The organism is Microlunatus sagamiharensis (genome assembly GCF_900105785.1).
GTDB lineage: Bacteria > Actinomycetota > Actinomycetes > Propionibacteriales > Propionibacteriaceae > Microlunatus > Microlunatus sagamiharensis.
Genome location: NZ_LT629799.1, coordinates 2,665,158 through 2,685,376, shown reverse-complemented (window position 1 = coordinate 2,685,376; position 20,219 = coordinate 2,665,158). Strand labels below are relative to the sequence as shown.

Genomic DNA, 20,219 nt, shown 5'->3' with positions numbered 1-20,219 from the left:
TTGCTGCGGCGCTCAACGACCGCCAGCGTGCGTGCTTGCGGTGTCCTGCGCGGAGGCTGCTTGTGAGGGAGGCGAAACGAGAACGGGCGAGTCCTCCCGTTTCGGCACGTGCAGCCCCCGAATCGTCCAACATGGCGCCGTGACGGGAGAAGGAACCTTCAGGTCCGTCGTCCTGCCGACGCTGGTGACGACCGTCCTCATGGTGGCGTTCGCCTACTTCCTGTTTCAAGCTCTGGCTGAAACACGCTTCGCCGAGTACGTGCACGGCGGGTACGGCGGGGTCGGGGCAGGTGTCGGCGTCGGCATCATGACCACGCTCGCAACACGAAAGGCGCGTAGACGGACCAAGGACCTGCTGCCGTCGGCTCTGACGGGCGCTCAGCGCGACCAGGTGATGGTGGCGGCCCGGTCCGGGCCGCTGCCGGCGGACCCGGTTGTGAGAGTCGAAGCGCGCCGACTGGCCGAGCAGTGGGCAGCGGCCCGTGGCACCAGCAAGCAGGCCACCGGACTCGTCTTCGCGGGCTTGGCGGCCGGGTGCGCGGTGGCCGGCGCTGTGTCGTCGCCATGGTGGTGGGGAGAATCAGCCCTGCTGGCCGGGCTGGCGGGTCTGCTTCTGCGGCGCGACCGTACGTGGACGCGGCATCTGCACGACCTCCGCAGCCACGTCGACCTGCCTTCACCTCCGACGCACGGGGTCCACCGGCTCGTCGAGGACGAACCCCTACGCGGCCTCGCGAGCTCCGACCGTGCGGTCCTGGAACTACAGATCCGCAAGCCCTGGGGCGGCGGGACGAACGCCAGTTCAACCATGGTCCGGGTCAACGGCCAACTCGTGCCCTCGGAGTGGGGGGCTAACCGATACCTTGTGCCCGCTGGCGCCATCCGAGTCAGCGTCTGGATCGAGTACCTGACTGACCACGGCCGCGCGTCGACGACGATCACGGTCTCGCCCGGTGACCGCACGGTTCTGCACTACAGCCCGCCTGCCCTCACTCTGCTCGATGGGCGGATTGGCACGGAACGTCAGCGCAGGCCAGGGGCCCTCGGGCTCGGAATCTTCTTCCTGGCCTTCGTCGCCTTGCTCGCCTTCCTGATCGTCCTGTTCCCTTGAACTAGACCAGCCGCCGTCTCCACGGTGCTACGTGAGCGCAGACACAGCGGTGGGTAGCGTGCTCCGCACAAGGGTCGGGTTAGGGCACGCGGACGGCAACAGTTGAGGCCTGCCGCGTGGCCATAAGGGTTCTCCGCTTGTACCCGCAGATGATGAAGCCGTGCAATCGAAGCCCTGGGACGAGTTGGCCCCGACGCCCGGCGTCACCCGCAGTCCCGGCATCGACGCAGAAGACATCGAGCGGGCCGAAGCCGCGCTCGGGTGGCCGCTACCGACCGCTCTACGCGACCTCTACCTCGCACGGATGGGCTGCGCGACGACGACGCGCAGCTACAGGTGATCTGGTCCCTCGAGGAGCTGGTCGAAATGGCACCATCGGCGTGGTGCACCGAGCTGTCGGCAGCGGGCCTCGTCGCATTCGGCACCGACGGCGCCGGGACTTCGTTCTGCCTTCGCCGAGACGGAACCCCCACAGTGCTGGCCTGGTACCCGATCGACGGCGAGGCGCGCGCCGTCGCCGCCAGCCTCGCCGACTTCTGGACCACGTGGACTGTGGGCGGAGGAGTCGTCACCTGACAGACAGGGCGGAACTAGTCGTTCTCGTAGGAGGGTCGGCTTGCGGTCATTAGGGACGCCCAGCGCATCCGCGCCCTGGTGCCCCATTACGCCCTCTTGCCGCTGGTTACTCAGGCCACGCCTCAACCAGGTAAGCCCCGACGGGGTAGTCGACCCAGTCGCACTCACGGTCCCGCCGACGGCCCTCGTCCCGACCGCGTGCACTAACTCGGAGGCGATACGACCCCGGCTTGCAGTCGAGCCATGCCTCAGGTGCTGGGTCAGTGAGGCTGGACGCGATGAGGGGCCCGGTACAGCGAAAAGACACCTCGGCCACCTCCTCCCACTCAGCCTCCGGTCGCGATGTGGCGTCATCGTGGAGCTTCATCGCGACCGCGAAGGGCCCACCCTGGCCTCCGGTGTTGAACGACTAGGAAGTTGGACTGGGTCGGATCCTCGAAGAGCCAGACAAGGTCGCCAGCGGCTCGCGGGGCGTCGGCCGCGAGTGTGCCCTCATGGCACCGAATTGCGAAAGCCCCGTGATACTCCTCGATTGCGGCTTCGTCGGGACGCTCAGCCATCGTCACGCCGCCATCATCTCGCCCAGCATTCCTGCCAGTCCTTCACCCCGAGGCCCCGTACCGACTAGTCGTACGACGGTCGGCTTATGGCGACAGCGAGCGCCCGCAGGGCGGACGTCTTACGGTCAACCTTGAAGGTCATCTCGGCTCGGCCAGGTGTCGACGGATGGCTGACGCGACCGCGGTTGGTGAGCCGTTGTTCCAGGGTCCGTCGTGGCCGAGGCCTTCGAGCTCGACGTGGATGGAGTCTGGGATGGTGTGGTGGAGCGTCCGGATGGCTTGACGAAGGAAAGTTGGGCTTTTCGTGCCGCTGATGAGGAGCGCCGGCTTGTTGATCTCGCCGTACGTCTCGAGGCGGCCGTCGACCTGGGCGACGTCGTGGAAGTCGTAGCGCACGCTCGGTAGCAGCTGTCGCAGCGACTCCCCTTCATGGTTGCGGCGGTCGTCGACGGCGAGCGCCGCCGCGGTGAGCGTCCGTCCGATCGAGTGGGGTAGGAGTCGGAAGACGGCGGGAGCGGTGCCTGCGGTGCGCAGCGCCTCGAGCAGGGCAGCAGGGGCGTCGCCGGACTCGATGTCCCTGCTGAGACGGCGGATCCCGTCGCGGTCGATGCCGCTCGGGTAGAACGGGGGTTCGTAGACCGCGATGGCTCTCACGCGGTCGAGGGTGCGGGCCGCTTCGAGGGTGATCACGGCTCCTGAGCTCAGGCCGAAGACGAGTCCGGCTTCGGTGGCGTGCAGGATCGCGTCGAGGTCGTCGACGTCGCGCGCGAGGTCGTGGCGCTGGCTGTATGGGTGCGGGGAGAGCCCGCGGCCGCGCCGCTCGGCCGAATAGACGGTGAAGCTCGTGGCGAGCTCCGCGGCGAGGTCGCGGTAGGCGGACACGTCGGCCATGGCGCCTTGCACCAGTACCAGTCCCGGCCCCTGTCCTTGGCGGAGGTAGCCGATGGGCGTGCCGTCGGCGGAGGTCACCTGCTCCGTGGCGATCATCGTCGTCTCCTTGTCTGGTCGGAGGTCAGAGCCGGGAGCGCTGCGACACGTACCGGACGCTGACGAACCGCTCGTTGCGGTCTTACCTGGTCCAGGCTTTGATGCTGAATTGGGTTTCGCCCGTGCGGGACAGTTTTTCAGGTCGAGGCTCGAGTGTCGAGGAAGTCGGAGGTGGTGCGGTAGTTGATCTCGATCTCGAGGCCGTCGCCGAGCGGGCAGTAAAACGCGGTCCAGGTGGCGCCCCAGACCTGGAAGCCGTCGTTGATCTTTCCCGGGGTTAGGCCTGCTGTGGTGAGTTCGTCGTGCTTGGCGTAGACGGCTTCGCGGGACGGCTGGATGAGGCCGAAGTGGAACCCTTGGGGGTAGGCCGACTGGTCGGCTGGTGGGGCGGTGATCTGGGTGATGACGAGCTCGGAGCCGTCGGCGCCGATGACGAGGGCGAAGTGGGAGTCCTCGTCATCGTTGGGTCGGGGGATGGCGCCGGAGTCGGCGAGTCGGTAGTTGAAGTGGTTGACGAGCGTGCTGGCCAGGGCGGGGACGTTGCTGGCGCAGAGGTTGATGTGGTTGAGGTGCATCAGGTTCTCCAGTCGTGTCGGGTCGTGTGGTTCTCACGGCACCGCGAGAGGCTCTGGCAGGCCGCCCTGGCACGCCTCACCGGTGGCGATGCTCGGTCAAGGAAGGGTTGCTCGCTGCTCGCTGCTCGCTGCTCGCTGCTCGCCGCGGACCGGTGCGGCCCTGCGACTCAGATGCGGTTGACCTCATCGGGGCGGGTCTTTGATGGTCAGGTCAGGTCAGCTCGGTGCGGTGGGTGCGGACGTAGGTGCTCATGTCGGTGGGAGGGCGGCCGATCAGGTGCTCGAGGTCGGTGGAGTGCACGCGGACGTTGTCGAGGCCGCGGCGTACGACCACGGCGAACTGGTTGACGATGCCGCGGGCTTCACGGACGGGGACACCTTTGGCGCGGGCTGCGAGGTAGACCAGCGGAGCGGGCACGGGCAGGTACCGCACCCGGTGGCCGAGCTCGGCGGTGAGGATCTCGGCGGACTGGGGCAGCGAGAGGGGCTGGGTGCCGGTGAGCAGGTAGTCCCGTCCTTGGTCGCCGAGACCGCCCTGGGTGGACGGGTCGGTCAGGACTCGGGCGGCGGCGGCCGCGATGTCGGGGCTGTCGATGAAGGTGGTCGCTCCGTGCCCGCTCATCCCGGGTAGCAGCCCGCGCCGGATCGCCGGGGCCATCACCGCGAGCAGGTTGAAGAAGCAGCTGGGCCTCAGCAGGGTCCAGGAAAGCCCGGACGCGCGCAGGTAGGTGTCGACCCGTCCGTGGTCGGCGGCCCACGGCACCGGCGAGTCGGGGTTGGCGTCGGCGGCGGAGATCTTCACGACATGACCGACGTCCGCCTCGCGGGCGGCGTCGATCGCCGCCCTCGTCTGCTCGACCATCTGCGCGGTGAACGGGGGAAGCAGGAATAGCTGGTCGCAGCCCTCGAGCGCCTGACGGACGCTCGCGGGGTCGGCGAAGTCGCCGTGCACCGCTTCGACGCCGTCGGCGGCGAAGGCCTCGACCTGGTCAGGGCGACGGCACATCACCCGGAACGGGTGCCCGGAGTCCTTCAGCAGCCGGACCAGGGTGCCGCCGATGTCTCCGGTCGCGCCAGTGACGAGCGTCTTCGAGTCGGTGTCCATGGATTGCCCTTTCACGGGTGGGTCGCGCTGCCGGTAGAGGACACGCGAGGAGGGGGGTTGGTCGTGCTCGACGGGAGCGCGTTGCTGGTGGATCCAGGATGCGAGGTCCGACAGCAATAATCAACCAAACGGGTGACAGAGTGGGACGTATTGTTGAGATCGTGCAGGAGCCACGACGTCAACCTCGAGCGCACGAGCGGGTCCGCGATGCCGACCGGAGCCGCAAGGCCCTGCTCGAGGCGGCGCAGGCGCAGTTCGCCGAGCACGGCTTCGCGGGCGCCAGGGTCGAGGCGATCGCCGCGAAGGCCGGGGTGAACAAGCAGCTGATCGCCTACTACTTCGGCGGTAAGCGCGGGCTGTACGACGCCGTCGTGGAGCGTCGCCAAGCTCTGGTGGCCGAGCTCGACGCTACCGACACATCTCTCGGGGAGCTTGCGGGCCGCTACGTGCGGGTGTTCGGCGACCATCCCGAGCTCGAGCGGCTCTTCCTGCGCGACACCCTCGACCAGGACCCGGACGGCGTCGAGTTCGATCCTGATGTCCCCGAGGTCGCCGAGCTGCGACGCCGGCAGCAAGACGGTGAGCTCGCCCCGTCCCTCGACCCGGCGTTCGTCCTGCTGTTCCTCCAGGCCATGACGGTTGCCGGGACCTTGTTCCCCGCCGAGACCAAACGCCTCACCGGGCTCGATCCCCGCACCCCAGAGTTCCGTCGCCGCTCCGCCGACCAGGTGCGCCTGATCGTCGACAAGCTCGCCGACCAAGGATGATCCAACGTCTCAGCACTCCCCGCCAGCCCTCCGCGGCGGCCGCCCTGCCCAGCCTGCTGGCGGGTCCTTGGAGGGGTCCTCTACGGCACCCGTTCCGCTGTCACGGGTCGGTCCCCTTCCTGCTGGGGTCGGTGGAAGGTGGTGCGGAGGACCTGGCCGTCGAGGCGCTGGGTGAGCTCGTCGGCCTGGTGGTCGAGGGCGATGATCGCGGTCCGGGGCAGGTCGACGTGAGGGACCACGGTGACGCGGCCGTCTGCTTGTTGGGTCCAGCCGCCGACGGTGCGGCCGTTCCACCAGGCGGTGGGCAGACCGTTGCCGGCCCGGTCGTAGACGGCTTTGGCGGTTCTGGGGTCGATGTGGAAGGTGCGGCCACGCCAGCCCATCGTGGCGGGGTCGAGCGCCGGCAGCAACGCCGCCCACGGAGCGGGTGCGGCGACGGGGTCGACGTCGTCGGGGTGCAGCCAGGCGGGCGCGCCGTCCTCGAGGGAGACAGCCACAGCACGGGTGTCGGCCAGGGCCTGACGAACCGCGGACTTCGTCGCGCCGAGCCACCAGACGATGTCGGCCTCGGTACCGGGCCCGTAGGCCCACAGCCACCGGCGCACGAGCTCGGCGTAGCCCTCGGCGGCACCCCACGGCTCCGCCGAGCCGGCCGGGCCGGGCACCCAGTCGTCGACGAGCGTCCAGACAGGCTTCGAGGTCGTCCAGCTGCCCTGGTTGTTCCCGCGCACGACGCGCCCCGACGCAGCCAGGACGGTGAGGACCCGCGCCGCGACCGGCGCCGGCGGGCTGGTCGGGTTCTCGGGTCGTGGCAGGCGAACGGCCAGCATGGGTAGCTGGTTGCGGAGCTGATTGGTGGTGGCGGGCTCCTGGGCGAGCCGCTCGAGGGCCAGGTCGCAGGCCCGTTCGACCCAGGCGTCGCCGTCGGTGGCGAGGCCGGCGGTCACGACGCTGCGGGCGAGCAATCCGTGCTGCTGGGCGGCGACGCGGGCGGCGGCACTGCCCCGCACGGCGGGCAGCAGGTCGACAGGAAAGGCGAACAGGGTGCGCCGCATCGCCAGCTGCTTGACGACGCTTCGTTCGCGGTAGAGCGCGTCGTCGACGTCGGCCTGGGTGGCGCCACTTCGAGCCCAGGCCGAGAGGTACACACTCACCGGCTCGGTCGCATGCAGGCCCACCACCGCCCGTGCGCTGGCCGCGACGGCACCCGACGAGGTCACCGACTCGGCGGGTCCTCCGGGGCCGCTCGTCGTCGCTGGTGCCGACGCGAGCCGGTGCCGGACGGCGAGGCGGGCCCTGCGTTCGACGTCGGGAACCGTGCGGACAGAGTGATGCGCGCTCACGGAAGGTGCTGACTCATGATCGTTCCGGTCGACCTCGTGCACCTTCTCGACGCGTCGGCTCAGGCGCTGGGTGCGAGGCCGAAGATCCAGGTAACGCCGAACCGGTCGGTCAGCATGCCGTAGACGGGAGCCCAGTCAGCCGGCGCCAGAGCCTGGATCACCGTGCCGCCCGAGGACAGCCTCTCCCACAGGGCGCGGGCTTCCTCGAGAGTGTTGCTGTTCACGAGCAGGAACGACGACTCCGTATGGGTAAGGCCACCGGCGCGGGTCGACCCGTGCTCCAACCCGGCGGCGGCAAGGCCGCCGCCCTGGGCGCCGAAGACGTCGTACGCGGCCAGACGCAGACCGTTGTCGGCGGCGAGCATCCCGAAGGCGAGACGGTCCGCGTCCGGCGAGGACGCCTCGACCGGAACGAACACGGCGTGGTCGGACTCGGGCGAGTCTTGCGGGACCCCGACCTGGCCGTACGTCGCTGCCATCACCTGTCCGCCGAAGACGGACTGGTAGAACGTCAGCGCTGAGCGGGCGTCACCGCGGAAATTGAGGTGGGCGGTAGCGGTCATGGGCATGGCTTCCTCCTGCTTGCTCAACGAGCTGTAGGTCGACGATGGTTCGAACACTGCCCAGTGGGAACCTCGGGCCGAGCCGGGCGGCTCCCCCGAGGCAGTGCGTTCTTGGTGCTGTTCTACGACTGTGCGTGTGGCGTTCGCACGACGAAGGCCGGGACAGAGCCGTCCGGCCGCCGTGGCCGGCGGCGACGCTCAGCCCGCGCCGCGCATGGCAGGGATGAGGACCCCGTCAATGAGCTGCAGGCTGAACTCGCGGCTGATCGGCTGCTGGGTGACGGCACGAGCCAGGCACATTAGCGGGACGACCTGCGCCAGCGCCGCCACGTCGACGGCCGTTCCACTGGAGATGCCAGCTTCACCGGAGACGTCAGGGGCCACGTCGCGGGAGACGTTCGGGTACTCGCCGCGGTCCACCGCGCGCTGCAGCAGCACCTCGAGCGCTCGGGTCCACGAGCCGACGCTCGCCACGGTCGCCGCCTGCGCCAGGCGCCGGTCCTCGGTCAACGCCAGGGAGGCGACCCCGGCCACGATCTTCATCCGGTACTGCAGTTCGTCTTCGCTCTGGGACAACACGATCGCCACCAGGTCGTCACGGAGCCGCCCGGTGTCAGGGAGGTCAGCAGGGTCGACGTCTCCCTCGCTGAGCCGGCGCACCGCGTCGAGGACGAGCTCGGCCTTCGTCGGCCACCGACGGTAGATCGTCGCTCGAGCCGCTCCTGTGCGCGCAGCGACGGCATCAATCGTCAACCGCTCATAGCCGACCTCGGCCAGGACGGCCAACGCCTCCTCCAAGATCAAGACGTCACGGGAACCGTCGCGAGGCCGGCCGACCTGCTTGACGGCAGGTGCCCCACCGGGGTCGGCTGTGCTCACAACCGTGGACTGTGCTTGACTCACGGCACATACAATACTCCAGCATATCGGTACTGACAAGTATCGGAAGACGCCCCTCCGCGTGCTGCTACAAGCTTGTCAACGAGCGCAGTTGTTCTCGAAGGACGGCCCGCTTAGGGAGTCGAGCGGGCGGCCGGGGGGAACATTCGTGACCGCCCCTCCCGACCTCGCAACCGAGTTCCCCCGAGGGAGTCAGTCGCGACCGGTAGGTCGACCCCCCAAGGTGTTACTACCGGCGCCGTGTCAGGTATACCCGCTGCAGCACCGACCAGACTTACGCTGTAAGCAAGGCTGAAGGAGAACGTCGGACGACCGGGTAGCGGCGTCGAGTCCGCTGCCCGGTCGTGGCGACGAACAGCTCGGGGCAAAGCCGTCCATCACGGACCGGCGGTCGAGATTCACGTTGCAGCTGGGGGGTCGAAGCGCAACGGAGTCGACATCGGCGCGGCCACTGATAGTTCGCACCGACTCGGTCGTTGGTTGCGCCGCGTTCACCGCAGCGGCAATACCGGCGAGCGTTCTCGCGAGGGGGTCCTCCTACGGCTCATCCGCTGGGCTCGGCGTTCTGATGCGGAAGCCGGGCTGTCAGGCTCACACCATGAGAGCAGTTGAGGCCATCGCCAACCTGCACACCGACGACGTCGAACGAGCACGGGAGTTCTTCGGCTTCCTCGGGCTCACCGAGGAAGCCATGAACCAGGGCTGGGTCGCCCGCTTCAGCTCTCCCGACTCTGACGCCTGCGTCCAGGTCGTGACTCGGGACGCAACCGCACCGCAGGACTCGGTCATCACCATCAAGGTCGATGACGTCGATGCCGCATACGAAGAAGCGCAACGCCGCGCTTACGACATCGTGCACCCGATCACCGACGAGCCCTGGGGCATCCGGCGCTTCTTCGTTCGTAGCCCCGACGGACACGTGATCAACGTCGCCCGGCACCGCTCGTAGGCACTTGCTTCTGCCGTCTCGCGAGACGGTCGGCTAGCGGGATGTTGAACGCCGCCGCCGGATGACAAGCCAGAGGACCAGTTCTGCCACCAGGGCGATGCCAAGCGCAGTAGCAAATGATCCAACAGACCCAAGGTACGGACGAAGTAGCGCCACGAGGACGAAGCCCACGACGACGACGGCTGCAGTCACGATCGAGGTGGACAGCAGACCCCGAGCCTCTCCGCGGTACGGGTCAAACCCCATGCCAGGACGGTAGCCCAGACCAGCTCCCTGCCAGAGGCAGTTGCACGGGTTACTGCCGCGCCGTTCTCGCAAGACGGTCGGCTTGCGGCAATGCTCCACTGGCGCGGCCTGCTCGAACACCATGGTCTGTCTGGCCAAGGAAGCCGACAAGGTAGTGAGTTTGGAAGCGCCCATGCATCTTGTCGTTCCCTGGTCAGAGCGAGATCGCGACGACAAGACGATCAAGTTCCTACAGGTCTTCTTGTCCACCACCACGACCGGCGGCCGGTGGGCTACGGAGGGTCAGCCCCGCAGCTTCGCTCGACGGAGGCGGACCCGCCCACGGCGCCGGCACCCTCGTCGGCCGGGCAGCCCGACCAACCTCAGCTGGTGCTGTCGAGGATCAGTCGGACCGCTTCCTGCGGTGCGTCCCACTGCGGAAAATGACCGCACCGCTCGAACCAGTGCAGCACCGCGTCGGGGAACAGCGCGGTGGCACGTGCAGCCTGTCTCGGCAGCGCGACCAGATCACGACGGCCCCACCCGATCGTGACCCGGCCGGGCACGGTGCCGGCAGGCGCTCCCTGCTGCTTCGGCCCCTTGACCAAGGCGTCCAGAGCCGCGCCGGTCGACGGGGAGTCGACCAGCCCACGCACGTCCGGCAGCACGGTCTCGGCCGAGAGCGCCCAGGGACGCGCCGAGAGCTGGGCCAGCAGCAGGGTCCTTCCGACGGTGCTGCCGAGCAGTGCGGGCAACCTGGGTCGGAGCGCGCGGACCAGAGCGATCGACGGCCGCAGCGTGGCACCGAAGACGAAGACCTCACGGTCGCTCCAGAAGCCGCCCGGGTCCAACGCCACCGTGTCGCCGCCGACGCCACGCCGCGCGAGCTCGAGCACCATCCGGGCGCCCATGGACTGGCCGACGGTGGAGACCCCGTCCAGCCCCTGCTCGCGGATGAAGTCCGCGACGGAGTCGGTCAAGGTGGCGATGGAGACCTCGCCAGTCAACGGTGGTGTCTCACCGAACCCAGGCAGGTCGACCGCGATGACCTCGCGCCGCTCGGCCAGCTCGTCGAGGATCGGGGCCCAGGACCGCCACCCCGCGCCCAGACCGTGGATCAGCAGCAGCGGGTCACCGCTTCCGCGTCGAACATGGTTGAGCGTCATGCCCGGAACGTAGTTCACGCAGGGCTCCGCCTTCGGGGCTGCGAGAGCGGATCCTCTCGCGCTACGGCGGCCCCCCGCCATCGCGGTCCTCGGCGCGCACGATCGAGTCCGTCACCGACCGTCCTGGCGGGCTGTGCAGCCATCAGCGGCATCGTCATGCCCAGAGAGGCTCCCCAAAAGCCAGCCGCGGCTAACGGTACGTAGCGCCACTCGCCGCGGAGCTGGAAGCAGAAGACTCCGCTGACTGCTGCTCCGATCAGCAGGACGCGTCCGAGCCGGACCAGCGCCCGGCGACCAGCCACCGCACCCGGCGGAGACCAGCTGGAGGCATGTCGAACGTGTCTCGCTTGACGGTCGGCTTGTGCGAGCCCCGCTCGACGGTCCCCCTACGGCACCTCACGCTGAGCAGACGTCGTCGAAGAATCACGACCGCGCGATCTGGAGGCGGAGCAGCCATGGACCAGGGGTTCCGGAGCGGAGTCGCGGCCGAGGCCGCTTGCCGCGCTGCTCTGAAGCGCCGCGCCGTAGCCCGCCCGGCTCGGTGAGAGGGTGGCCCGGTGAGCGACCCGGACCTCGAGCCCGTCGGACCACGCCCGAGCGTCCGCATCACCTACTGCACGCAGTGCCGCTGGCTGCTGCGCGCGTCGTGGCTGGCGAGCGAGCTCCTGACGACCTTCAGCACCGACCTCGGCGACGTCGTCCTGCGCCCCGGCACCGGCGGCGTGTTCACCGTCGAGATCGACGGGGAGCTCGTGTGGGACCGGAAGGCCGACGGCGGGTTCCCCGACCTCGCGCCCCTCAAGCGGCTCGTGCGCGACCGGGCGGCCCCCGGCCGGAGCCTCGGGCACACCGACCGGCACCGCCCGGCGGGGGAGGGCGGCGGTGCCTGAGGTCCCCGTCGTCGCGAGGCCCGAGCGGCCCGCGCTGCTGCTCACCGCCTTCGACCGCCCCCACTACCTCGAGCCGGTCCTCGCGTCCTGGTCCGAGGTGCGCGGGCTCGAGGGCTGGCACGTGCGGGTCGCGGTCGAGCCGAGCGACGCCGCCACGGAGGTGGTCGCGCTGGTCGACGCCTTCGTCGCGCGCACCGGCCACCACGACTCCGAGGTCGTGGTCAACCCGTCCCGGCTCGGCGTGCTCGAGAACCCGTACGCCCACTTCGACGCCCTCTTCTCCGCCGGCCACGCCTTCGTCGTGCGGGCCGAGGACGACCTGCTGGTCGCCGACGACGTCCTCGAGCTGTTCGCGCACGCCGCGACCGCGTACGCCGACGAGCAGCAGGTCGCCACCGTGCACGCCTACAGCCGGGCGGCGGCGGGTGGGCGTGCCGACGCCCTCGTCCGTGCGCCGGAGTTCTGCCCCTGGGTCTTCGGGACCTGGCGCGACCGCTGGACGAGCCTGATCGGCCCGACGTGGGATCGTGACTACTCGACCTGGAACTCCTCGCCCGGCTTCGAGACCGGCTTCGACTGGAACCTCGACACCCGGGTCTTCCCGGCCCACGGGCTGGTGTCCGTCTCGCCGGAGGTCAGCCGGGTCCAGAACATCGGCGCGGTCGGCATCCACGGCACGCCGGAGCTCCTCGAGACCGCCCCCAGCTTCGTGGCGCACCAGCCCCGCCAGGTGTTTCACGAGGTCGCGCTCCACCGCTGACCGTCCGCCCGCCCGCCCGCGCACGCGACACGCGCGACACGCGGACCGGCGAGTTCCGCGCACGTGCCGGTTGTCGCGGGTAGTGTGCGTGGAGTTCGAACAGGTGTTCGAGAGGCTGCTTGGGGAAGGGGCCGCCGACACCGTCCGACCACGGCGAGCGTGTTCGCGGCACGACGCCGACGTCTCGACCCCGGTGCTTGCGGCCTCGACCCCCGTACGCGCCGGGGTCGTCGTCCGTCCAGGGCCGGCGCCGCAGGTCCCGCTACGCTGCCCGCACGGTGACGGAGCCCGCCCGGGGCGCCCGGCCGGGCGTGGCAGGGGGTCGTGGTGGTGATGCCCAGACGGCGGCGCCCGGTGGCGACGACACGGCTCTGGGAGGTGCTCGACGCCCAGCTCGGCACCCTCGAGCCCTCCCGCCAGCGCCCGCTCGACGTCGTCGACCTCGGCGGCGGCACCGGCGGCCTCGCGCTGGACGTCGCGCGCCGCGGCCACCACGTCACCGTCGTCGACCCGAGCGCCGACGCGCTCGCCTCGCTGGAGCGTCGTCTCGCCGACGAGCAGCTCGCGGCCAGCGTCGTCGGGCGCCAGGGCGACGCGGCCGACCTCGTCGGGCTGCTGGGTGAGGGTTCGGTGGACGTCGTGCTCTGCCACCGCGTCCTCGAGGTCGTCGACGACCCGGCCGCGGTCCTGCGCCACGCGGCCGCCGTCCTGCGGCCCGGTGGGGCACTCAGCCTGCTCGTCGCGCAGCGCCACGCGGTTGTCCTCGGCCAGGCCCTGGCCGGCCACGTCGCGGCCGCGCGCCAGACCTGGGCCGACCCCCGCCGGCTCGACCTGGCGAGCGTGACCGCCCTCGTCGAGGACGCCGGCTTCGGCGTCGTGGAGAGCGACGGGATCGGAGCGGTCTCCGAGCTCGTGCCCGAGTCGGCCGTGGAGGGCGCCGCCGCGTCGGCCGACCTGCTCGCGCTCGAGGCGGCGCTCGGCCGCGACCCGGCCTTCCGCGCCCTCGCGGCGCACGTGCACGTCTTCGCCCGGCTGACGCCCGAGGACGTGCTCAGCGGCTTCTGAGGGCTCGCTCGCTCCGTGTGCCGCGCCGTGCCCGACGACGAGGGGCGCTACGCTAGAACGCGTGTTCGATTGTCCCGCACGAGGAGCCTCGCGGTGAGCCGGACGATCATGCACGTCGACATGGACGCCTTCTACGCCTCGGTGGCCCTGCGCACCCGCCCCGAGCTGCGCGGCACCCCGGTGATCGTGGGCGGCGAGGGCCGCGGGGTGGTGCTGTCCTGCACGTACGAGGCCCGCGCGCTCGGCATCCGGTCGGGGATGTCGTCGGGCGAGGCGCGCCGGCTGGCGCCGGGCGCGACCTTCGTCCCTCCCGACTTCGAGAGCTACGTCTCGGTCTCCCGCGCGATCGTGGAGGTGTTCGGCTCCTTCAGCGCGGTCGTCGAGTCGGCGTCGGTGGACGAGGCGTTCATCGACGTGACCGGAGCCCTGCGGATGCACGGGTCGGCGGTGGCGATGGGGGAGCGGCTGCGGGCCACCATCGCCGACGAGCAGCACATCACCTGCTCGGTGGGGATCGGGCCCAGCAAGTTCGTGGCCAAGGTCGCCTCTCGGGCGGCCAAGCCCGACGGCCTGGTCGAGGTCCCGGCCGACGGGGTCGTCGACTTCCTGCACCCGCTGCCGGTCGAGGCGATGTGGGGCGTGGGGGCGGCGACCGCCGCCAAGCTCCACCGGCTCGGCATCGAGACCGTGGGCGACCTGGCCCACGCCGACGTCCGTGCCCTCCGGCCGGTCTTCGGGCCGAACGCCGGCGCCGGGCTGCGCTCCCTCGCGTGGGGCCGGGACGCGCGCAGCGTCGTCCCGTGGACCCGCGAGCGCAGCGTCAGCTCGCAGGAGACCCTCTCGCTCGACACCGACGACCGCGAGGTGGTGTCGCGCGAGCTGCTGCGGATGGCCGACAAGACCGCGCGTCGGATGCGCAAACAGGGGGTGCTGGGCCGCACCGTCGTGCTCTGCCTGCGCTTCGCCGACTTCCGTGAGACCAACCGCGCCGTGACCATCGACTCCCCGACCGACGTGGGCGAGGAGATCCACGCGGCGGTCATGGCGACCTACGACCGCCTGGGTCTCGACCGGGCGCGAATCCGGCGCGTGGGCGTCCGCGTGGAGGGGCTCGTCGAGGCCTCGCGCGCCCACCGGCAGCCCCAGCTGACCGACCCTGAGTTCGGCTGGCGGGAGGCCGAGCACGCCGTCGACGCGACCGTCGCGCGCTTCGGTCCGGGGGCCGTGCGGCGCGCCGTCCTGGGCGGTCGGCGGGGTTCGACGAGCGTGGCGGAGGCCAATTCGCTCGGGCTGTTCCCCACGACCTAGGGCCCGCCTACACTGGCGAAGCCTGCAGCGTCATCGTGGGTTCCTGAGTGACGGACGACGGCGTCGTCGCGGCTTCGTATCGATCGGGCCGCACCCCTCGCCACCGCCGGATCGCCACGTAGGATGGCCGTAGTTGATCACGTGACCGGTGGAGGTGGCCGATGGCCCTCTCGAACGAGGAGCAGCGGCTTCTCGAGCAGATGGAGGCCGCCCTGGCGGCCGAGGATCCCAAGCTCGTCAACGCCATGCGCGGGACCGGCACGCGCCGGGTCCACCGACGCCGGGCAGCCCTCGCAGGAGTGGCCTTCTTCGGCGGCCTCGTGCTCCTCGTCGTGGGTCTCTACCTCGCGACCGGCGCCCGCGGCTACATCGCGCTCAGCGTATTGGGCTTCGTGCTCATGGTCGCCGCCGCGGTGATCGCCATCCTCTCGTGGCAGCACGTCGGCTCGGCCGTCGAGGCCGGCGACCGTCCAGACCGGGCCAAGACCGCGCAGGGCAGCCGCGCCCCCGGCAACCAGGGGTTCATGGACAAGATGGAAGAGCGCTGGCGCAAGCGGCGCGACGAGGGCATGTAGGACCTCGCACCACGAGCAGACGAACGGCGGACGCGGAGCACGCGTCCGCCGTTCTGCGTCTCCGCAGCCGTGCGTCCGTCGGCGTACGCAGGCCGGCGGCCGACCCTGCCTCACCGTCGGCCGGATACTGAGGTGGTGAGCGGACCGGAGCGCCTCGAGGCGGGTCCTCCGTCTCCGCGGGGGCCTCGGCGACGCGGCCGGTGGCTGCTCCCGGCCGCCGGAGCCGTCCTGCTCGGCGGCCTGCTTGCGGCGCGGGTGGGAGAGCTGCCCGGCCTCCCCACGCCGGCGCCCCGGCCGCCGACCTCGTCCCCGTACGCCTCGGCACCGGTCAGGCAGCCCGGGGCGTCCGAGCCCGACGTGCCCGGTCGGGCGTGGCCGGCAGACCTCCGCGCCGGCACCGGGACGCTCTACCTGACGTCCGGCCGGTCGGTGCTCGCGGTCGACGCCTCGACGGGCCTGGTGACCGACACCGGCCTGCGGACCCGCAGCTATGACGTCCGCCTGGCGCCCCTCGCCGACGGCCTGCTCGTCTGGTACCCGTCCGGCTGGTCCAGCCGGCTCCTGCGCTTCGGCCTCGACACGGGCACGCCCCCACCCGGTGCCCTCGCGCGTGCGAACCGCTTCGTCCCGGGGGCCGACGGCGTGTGGGCGGCGCAGGTCGACCCCGCCCGGCCCGACCGGCGGACCGTCTGGCGTCTCGTCGACGCGGACGGGACGGCGACGACGTCGGTCGCGGTGCGGGGGCGGGCGGTCGCCGACGGTGCGGGGGGCCTGCTCGCGGCGGCCGGAGGCGCCGTCCGGGTCGTCGAACCGCCCCTGCCGGACGTCGCGGACCGGCAGGCGGACGCCGGCGCGGTCGTCGCCACAGGTCCCGACGGCTTCCTCGTGCAGCGCTGCTCCGGCGGGGCCTGCACCACGGTGCTGCGCGAGGGGGTGGCCCGTACGCGGCGCGTCCTCGACGTGCCCGTCGCCGGGAGCGCGGTCGACGGGGCCCTCTCGCCGGGCAACCGGCTCGTCCTGCTCTCGCAGCTGGTCGACGACGCCCCGGTGGTGCAGGTGCGACCGCTCGGCTCGGACCGCCCGCTGCGCACCTTCCCGGGCGCCGGCAGCGGGGCGGTGTGGCTCTCCGAGCGCTGGGTCGCCTTCGTCGGCCGCGACGGGCTGGTGCTCTACGACGCCGTCGACGACCGGGTCGTGCCGAGCCGGCTGAGCGGGGTCACCCGTCTGGCCTGGCAGCCCGCCTGACGGCGGCTGCCGGACGGCTGCGGGTCAGCGCCGGCGGCGGAAGACCGAGGCGGGGGCCAGGAAGGCGCGGGCGCGCTGCCACGGGCCGGCCGGCGCGCCGATCGCCTGGCGCAGCGAGGCGGTCGTCTCGGGCAGGTCGTCGGTGACCGAGTCGCCGCCGAGGCTCGGCGCGTAGCGGGCGCGCTCGACCAGCGTCGCCACGCGGCCCAGGTCCGCGCGGTCATCGGCGTCCAGGCGCTGGCCGAGCTCCCGGCCCACCGCGCGCGGCGTGCCCTCGGGCCATCGGCCGCCGAAGTCCAGCACGGTGTCGCGCAGCTCGGCCCACGCGGCCTCGACCTGCTCGTCGGTCGGGCCCTCGCCGTCGAGACGGGCGCGGCGGCGCCGTACGCGGACCACCGCCGGCGCGGCGAGCAGGAGCAGCAGCACCACGACGCCCGCGACCACCCCCACGGTGCGCCACGGGAACGCCGTCGTCGTGGTCGTGGTCGGCGTTGGGGCGTCCTGGGGTGCGCTCTCCTGGGACGCCTCGGTGCTCGGCGCGGCGCTGCTCGGCGCGCTGGACGACTCGGCGCTCGGCGAGGCGGTGTCGTCCTGGCTCGGCGGGATCGTCCAGGGCGGCGCGGAGCCGGTCTGCACACCGGGCGTCGGCTCGAAGCGCACCCAGCCGTAGCCGGTGAAGTAGAGCTCGGGCCAGGCGTGCATGTCGCGCACGTAGACGTCGTAGCCGTTGCCGTTCTGCGTGCCGGGCAGGAAGCCCACGGCCACCCGGGCCGGGATGCCGTTGACGCGGGCCATCATCGCCATCGCGCTGGCGAACTGCTCGCAGTAGCCCCGCCGGTCCCGGGTCAGGAAGTTGACCAGCGCCTGGTAGCCGTTGCCGGGTCGCTGCTCGGTGTCGTAGGTGAAGTTCGACGAGTCGCGCAGGTAGGCCTGGATCGCCGCCGCGCGGGCGTACGGGGTGTCGGCCCCGCGGGTGACCCGGCGGCTCAGGTCGATCAGCTCCTGCGGCAGGTCGGCGGGGACCTCCGAGGTCACGGCGCCGTCCGACGGCGCTCCCGCGGCCGCCCGGGAGAGGTCGGCCGCGTCGGGGGCGATGTCCCAGCTGCGGACGTCGTAGGTGAGGTTGGTCAGGTCGTCGGCGGAGTTCTCGCTGTTGACGATCGTGAGCGACTCGGCGTTGAAGCTCCAGTCGCCGGCGGCGTCGAAGGTGCGGGCCGCGTACGGCGCCGGGAGGTACTGCGAGGAGAAGTCGACCGAGGTGATCCGCGTCGTGCGGACCTCGGGAGCCGGCCCGGTGTAGCCCTCCGGCTCCGAGAGGTTCGTGCCCTTGTTGAGCCGGATCTGGGTGTTGCCGAAGCCCGAGGCCGAGAACTGGGGGAGCGCCGCCATCCGGAGGTAGACCCCGCCGGGCTTGTCGGTCGTGTAGCGGAACACCACGCGGTTCGTCGGCTGGTTGAGGTTGCGCTTGAGGTCGAGGCTGGGGTCGGTCAGCTGCAGCGGGCCGTTGCCGCCGAACCCGCCGCCCAGCCCCAGGCCGGGCAGGCTGATCGTGGGCAGCAGGACCCCGAGGACGAGGGCGAGCACCACGGCCGGGGTGGCCAGCAGGCCGGCGGCCCGCCAGACCGGCGCCCCGCCCGCCGACCGGGCCCGGCCGGAGCCGGTGCGGGCCGGCCCGCCCGCGGCCTGGTCGAGGCTGAGGCCGCGGTTCCAGGCGGCGGCCGAGTTGAGGCCGTCGGCGACGAGCACCGCGAGGTAGCCGAGCGCGAGGCAGGCGAAGCTGAGGATGCCGGTGTCGAAGCCGAGCCCGACCGCGGGCACGGCGAACAGCGCGGCCAGCGGGGCGATCGACCAGGCCGGTCGACGGAGCCCCGACACGACGAGGTCCGCGAGCGCACCGACCAGCGGGATCGCGGTGGCGAAGATCAGCAGCACGCCCGCGTCGGGTGCCATCGGCGAGCTCTGGGTCTGCATGTGCAGGACGCCCTGGGCCCACAGGCGTGGGTAGACGGCGAGGAGCCCGCCCGGGCCGGCCGAGCCGCCGATCGCGAGAGCCAGCACCAGCGAGCCGAGGACGACCCCGACCAGCTGGCTGGAGAAGGTCAGGGCGGCGCCCGCCCCGCGGCGGCGCAGCACGAGGCCGAGCGCGCAGACCAGGGCGGTGCCGAGCCAGGCGAGCGGCACGAAGCTCCGGTCGACGGTCAGCGGCAGGACCGTGAGGGTGGCCAGCGCCACCGCGACGACGGTCGCGAGGGCGAGCCGCACGTCGGCGCGCGCGCTCACGCGGCCACCGAGGTCCGCTCGAGGGCAGACCAGGCCTGGGGGACCGTGGTGGACGCGTCGACCACGACGACCCGCCACTGGTGCTCGGCCAGGATCTCCGCCGCGCGGGCCGCCGGCCCGGGTCCGTCGTCGGGCTGGAACCGGCCGCCCTCGGCCCAGGTGTCCACGTCGAGCAGCATCGCCAGGCCCGTCGCCCGCTGGCGGCGCAGCGCCGCGACGGCGTACGCCTCCTCGGGCGTCAGGCGGCCCAGGACGGCGACGACGAGCTGCTCGCCGCGCTCGCCCTCCACCGACCCCAGCAGGTGGCCGAGCCCGCGGTCCCGGCTGGCCCGGAGGTCGGTGAGCTGCTGCAGCAGCACGTCGGCCGCGACCGGGCCCGCGGCGCCGGCGGCCGGCTGCAGCCGCGCGTCGGTGGTGGTGACGTCGACCGCGTAGCCCTCCTCGACGAGCCGCAGGCCGACCGAGGCGACGGCCGAGACGGCCCACTCCAGGGAGTGGTGCACCCCGCGGCCCGCGTGGGCGCCGTCACGGGTGTCGAGCAGCACGGTGGTCGACGGGTCGACGGCCTGCTCCTCGCGGCGGACCATCAGCTCGCCGGACCGCGCGGTCGAGCGCCAGTGGATGCGCCGGACGTCGTCGCCCTGGCGGTACTCCCGGACCAGGACGTCGTCGGCGCCGCTGACGCCGATCCGCCGGGGCGAGGCCTCACCCGCGCTCCCGCCGGCACCACCACCCGCGGCGCCGCCGAGGTCGTGCACCTGCGGGGTCACGACGACCTCGCTCGTGGCGGTGAAGGTGCGGTCGAGGCGGACGAGGCCGAAGGGGTCGGTCGTGCGCACCATCAGCGGACCGGTGCGGTAGTGCCCGCGAGCGCGGCCGACGAGCGGGTACTCCACCGTGCGCTCCCAGTGCGAGGTGGCCTCGTCGACGAGGAAGCGCGGTGGCTGGCCGAGCTCGACCGGCACGCGGTCCTCGAGCTCGAGCAGCGCGGCGGGGAGCAGCGAGTCGTGCCCGAGCGTGATGCGGCCGCGCAGCGGGGTGCCGAGCGCGACCTGCGCCGGCTCGACGGAGCGCTCGGCGGACATCTTGAGCCGCGCCCGCAGCACGAGCACGAGCGCCACCACCGGCAGTGCGAGGAGCAGCAGGCCGACGCGCATGAAGTCGCGCTGCCCGGTGACCATGGAGGTGAGGAGCACGACGAGCCCGCCGGCGACCAGCCACCGGCCGCGGCCGGTCAGCACCGTCCAGATGCGTCGCACCGAGGCTCCA

20 protein-coding genes are annotated in these 20,219 nt (G+C 71.8%); 11 read left to right on the top strand and 9 right to left on the bottom strand.

From position 1 onward, the window contains the following. The first annotated feature begins 139 nt into the window (after nt 1-139). From BLU42_RS12215 to BLU42_RS12205, 3 genes are all read left to right on the top strand, one after another. Nucleotides 140-1,111 carry a hypothetical protein gene (locus BLU42_RS12215; RefSeq protein WP_091074740.1) on the top strand — a complete coding sequence of 324 codons (972 nt, stop codon included), beginning with the start codon at nt 140-142 and terminating at the stop codon, nt 1,109-1,111. 160 nt (nt 1,112-1,271) lie between these two features. Next, the gene (locus BLU42_RS12210) at nt 1,272-1,451 is read left to right on the top strand and encodes an SMI1/KNR4 family protein (RefSeq protein ID WP_091074738.1); all 180 of its coding nucleotides are present in this window, start codon (nt 1,272-1,274) and stop codon (nt 1,449-1,451) included. Continuing rightward, nucleotides 1,448-1,687 (top strand): SMI1/KNR4 family protein, encoded by a 240-nt coding sequence (locus BLU42_RS12205; RefSeq protein ID WP_091074736.1) that lies wholly within the window; start codon nt 1,448-1,450, stop codon nt 1,685-1,687. Before BLU42_RS12210 ends, BLU42_RS12205 begins: the two co-directional genes overlap by 4 nt. A 698-nt stretch (nt 1,688-2,385) precedes the next feature. Here BLU42_RS12205 and BLU42_RS12200 read toward each other — a convergent pair. From BLU42_RS12200 to BLU42_RS12190, 3 genes are all read right to left on the bottom strand, one after another. Then, nucleotides 2,386-3,234 (bottom strand): alpha/beta fold hydrolase, encoded by an 849-nt coding sequence (locus tag BLU42_RS12200; protein ID WP_091074734.1) that lies wholly within the window; start codon nt 3,232-3,234, stop codon nt 2,386-2,388. A gap of 137 nt (nt 3,235-3,371) precedes the next feature. Beyond that, nucleotides 3,372-3,809: a VOC family protein gene (locus BLU42_RS12195; protein WP_091074732.1), complete on the bottom strand. Its 438-nt coding sequence runs from the start codon at nt 3,807-3,809 to the stop codon at nt 3,372-3,374. Nucleotides 3,810-4,020: 211 nt separating this feature from the next. Beyond that, the gene (locus tag BLU42_RS12190; RefSeq protein ID WP_091074730.1) at nt 4,021-4,914 is read right to left on the bottom strand and encodes an SDR family oxidoreductase; all 894 of its coding nucleotides are present in this window, start codon (nt 4,912-4,914) and stop codon (nt 4,021-4,023) included. A 161-nt stretch (nt 4,915-5,075) separates the two neighbouring features. On the opposite strand from BLU42_RS12190, the gene BLU42_RS12185 reads away from it, so the two are divergent. After that, on the top strand, nt 5,076-5,681 hold the full coding sequence (locus BLU42_RS12185) for a TetR/AcrR family transcriptional regulator (protein ID WP_157719956.1): 606 nt from the start codon (nt 5,076-5,078) through the stop codon (nt 5,679-5,681). An 80-nt stretch (nt 5,682-5,761) separates the two neighbouring features. Here BLU42_RS12185 and BLU42_RS12180 read toward each other — a convergent pair whose 3' ends face one another. The 3 genes from BLU42_RS12180 to BLU42_RS12170 all read right to left on the bottom strand — a co-directional run bounded on the left by BLU42_RS12180 (nt 5,762) and on the right by BLU42_RS12170 (nt 8,466). Beyond that, the gene (locus tag BLU42_RS12180) at nt 5,762-7,024 is read right to left on the bottom strand and encodes a winged helix DNA-binding domain-containing protein (protein ID WP_091074725.1); all 1,263 of its coding nucleotides are present in this window, start codon (nt 7,022-7,024) and stop codon (nt 5,762-5,764) included. 59 nt (nt 7,025-7,083) lie between these two features. Beyond that, entirely contained in the window at nt 7,084-7,614 is a 531-nt protein-coding gene (locus tag BLU42_RS12175) for a VOC family protein (RefSeq protein ID WP_231918123.1), read from the bottom strand. A gap of 171 nt (nt 7,615-7,785) precedes the next feature. Next, nucleotides 7,786-8,466 (bottom strand): TetR family transcriptional regulator, encoded by a 681-nt coding sequence (locus tag BLU42_RS12170; RefSeq protein ID WP_091074724.1) that lies wholly within the window; start codon nt 8,464-8,466, stop codon nt 7,786-7,788. Between the two features lie 619 nt (nt 8,467-9,085). Here BLU42_RS12170 and BLU42_RS12165 point away from each other — a divergent pair. Further along, on the top strand, nt 9,086-9,436 hold the full coding sequence (locus BLU42_RS12165) for a VOC family protein (RefSeq protein WP_091074722.1): 351 nt from the start codon (nt 9,086-9,088) through the stop codon (nt 9,434-9,436). A 608-nt stretch (nt 9,437-10,044) separates the two neighbouring features. On the opposite strand, the gene BLU42_RS12160 is transcribed toward BLU42_RS12165, so the two are convergent. Continuing rightward, nucleotides 10,045-10,845 carry an alpha/beta fold hydrolase gene (locus BLU42_RS12160; RefSeq protein ID WP_197680427.1) on the bottom strand — a complete coding sequence of 267 codons (801 nt, stop codon included), beginning with the start codon at nt 10,843-10,845 and terminating at the stop codon, nt 10,045-10,047. Between the two features lie 539 nt (nt 10,846-11,384). On the opposite strand from BLU42_RS12160, the gene BLU42_RS12155 reads away from it, so the two are divergent. From BLU42_RS12155 to BLU42_RS12130, 6 genes are all read left to right on the top strand, one after another. After that, nucleotides 11,385-11,717: a SelT/SelW/SelH family protein gene (locus BLU42_RS12155; protein WP_091074720.1), complete on the top strand. Its 333-nt coding sequence runs from the start codon at nt 11,385-11,387 to the stop codon at nt 11,715-11,717. Next, entirely contained in the window at nt 11,710-12,477 is a 768-nt protein-coding gene (locus tag BLU42_RS12150) for a glycosyltransferase (RefSeq protein WP_091074719.1), read from the top strand. The genes BLU42_RS12155 and BLU42_RS12150 overlap by 8 nt, the downstream gene beginning before the upstream one ends. 333 nt (nt 12,478-12,810) lie before the next feature. Then, the gene (locus BLU42_RS12145) at nt 12,811-13,542 is read left to right on the top strand and encodes a methyltransferase domain-containing protein (RefSeq protein ID WP_091074717.1); all 732 of its coding nucleotides are present in this window, start codon (nt 12,811-12,813) and stop codon (nt 13,540-13,542) included. A gap of 93 nt (nt 13,543-13,635) precedes the next feature. Beyond that, nucleotides 13,636-14,850 carry a DNA polymerase IV gene (gene dinB / locus BLU42_RS12140; protein WP_231918122.1) on the top strand — a complete coding sequence of 405 codons (1,215 nt, stop codon included), beginning with the start codon at nt 13,636-13,638 and terminating at the stop codon, nt 14,848-14,850. 161 nt (nt 14,851-15,011) lie between these two features. Further along, nucleotides 15,012-15,425 carry a DUF3040 domain-containing protein gene (locus BLU42_RS12135; RefSeq protein ID WP_091074715.1) on the top strand — a complete coding sequence of 138 codons (414 nt, stop codon included), beginning with the start codon at nt 15,012-15,014 and terminating at the stop codon, nt 15,423-15,425. Between the two features lie 357 nt (nt 15,426-15,782). Then, nucleotides 15,783-16,670: a hypothetical protein gene (locus tag BLU42_RS12130; RefSeq protein ID WP_157719955.1), complete on the top strand. Its 888-nt coding sequence runs from the start codon at nt 15,783-15,785 to the stop codon at nt 16,668-16,670. A 24-nt stretch (nt 16,671-16,694) separates the two neighbouring features. On the opposite strand, the gene BLU42_RS12125 is transcribed toward BLU42_RS12130, so the two are convergent. Both BLU42_RS12125 and BLU42_RS12120 read right to left on the bottom strand, forming a co-directional pair. Beyond that, nucleotides 16,695-18,950: a transglutaminase family protein gene (locus BLU42_RS12125; RefSeq protein ID WP_091074711.1), complete on the bottom strand. Its 2,256-nt coding sequence runs from the start codon at nt 18,948-18,950 to the stop codon at nt 16,695-16,697. Next, nucleotides 18,947-20,209: a DUF58 domain-containing protein gene (locus BLU42_RS12120; RefSeq protein WP_091074709.1), complete on the bottom strand. Its 1,263-nt coding sequence runs from the start codon at nt 20,207-20,209 to the stop codon at nt 18,947-18,949. The genes BLU42_RS12125 and BLU42_RS12120 overlap by 4 nt, the downstream gene beginning before the upstream one ends. Between the last annotated feature and the right edge of the window lie 10 nt (nt 20,210-20,219).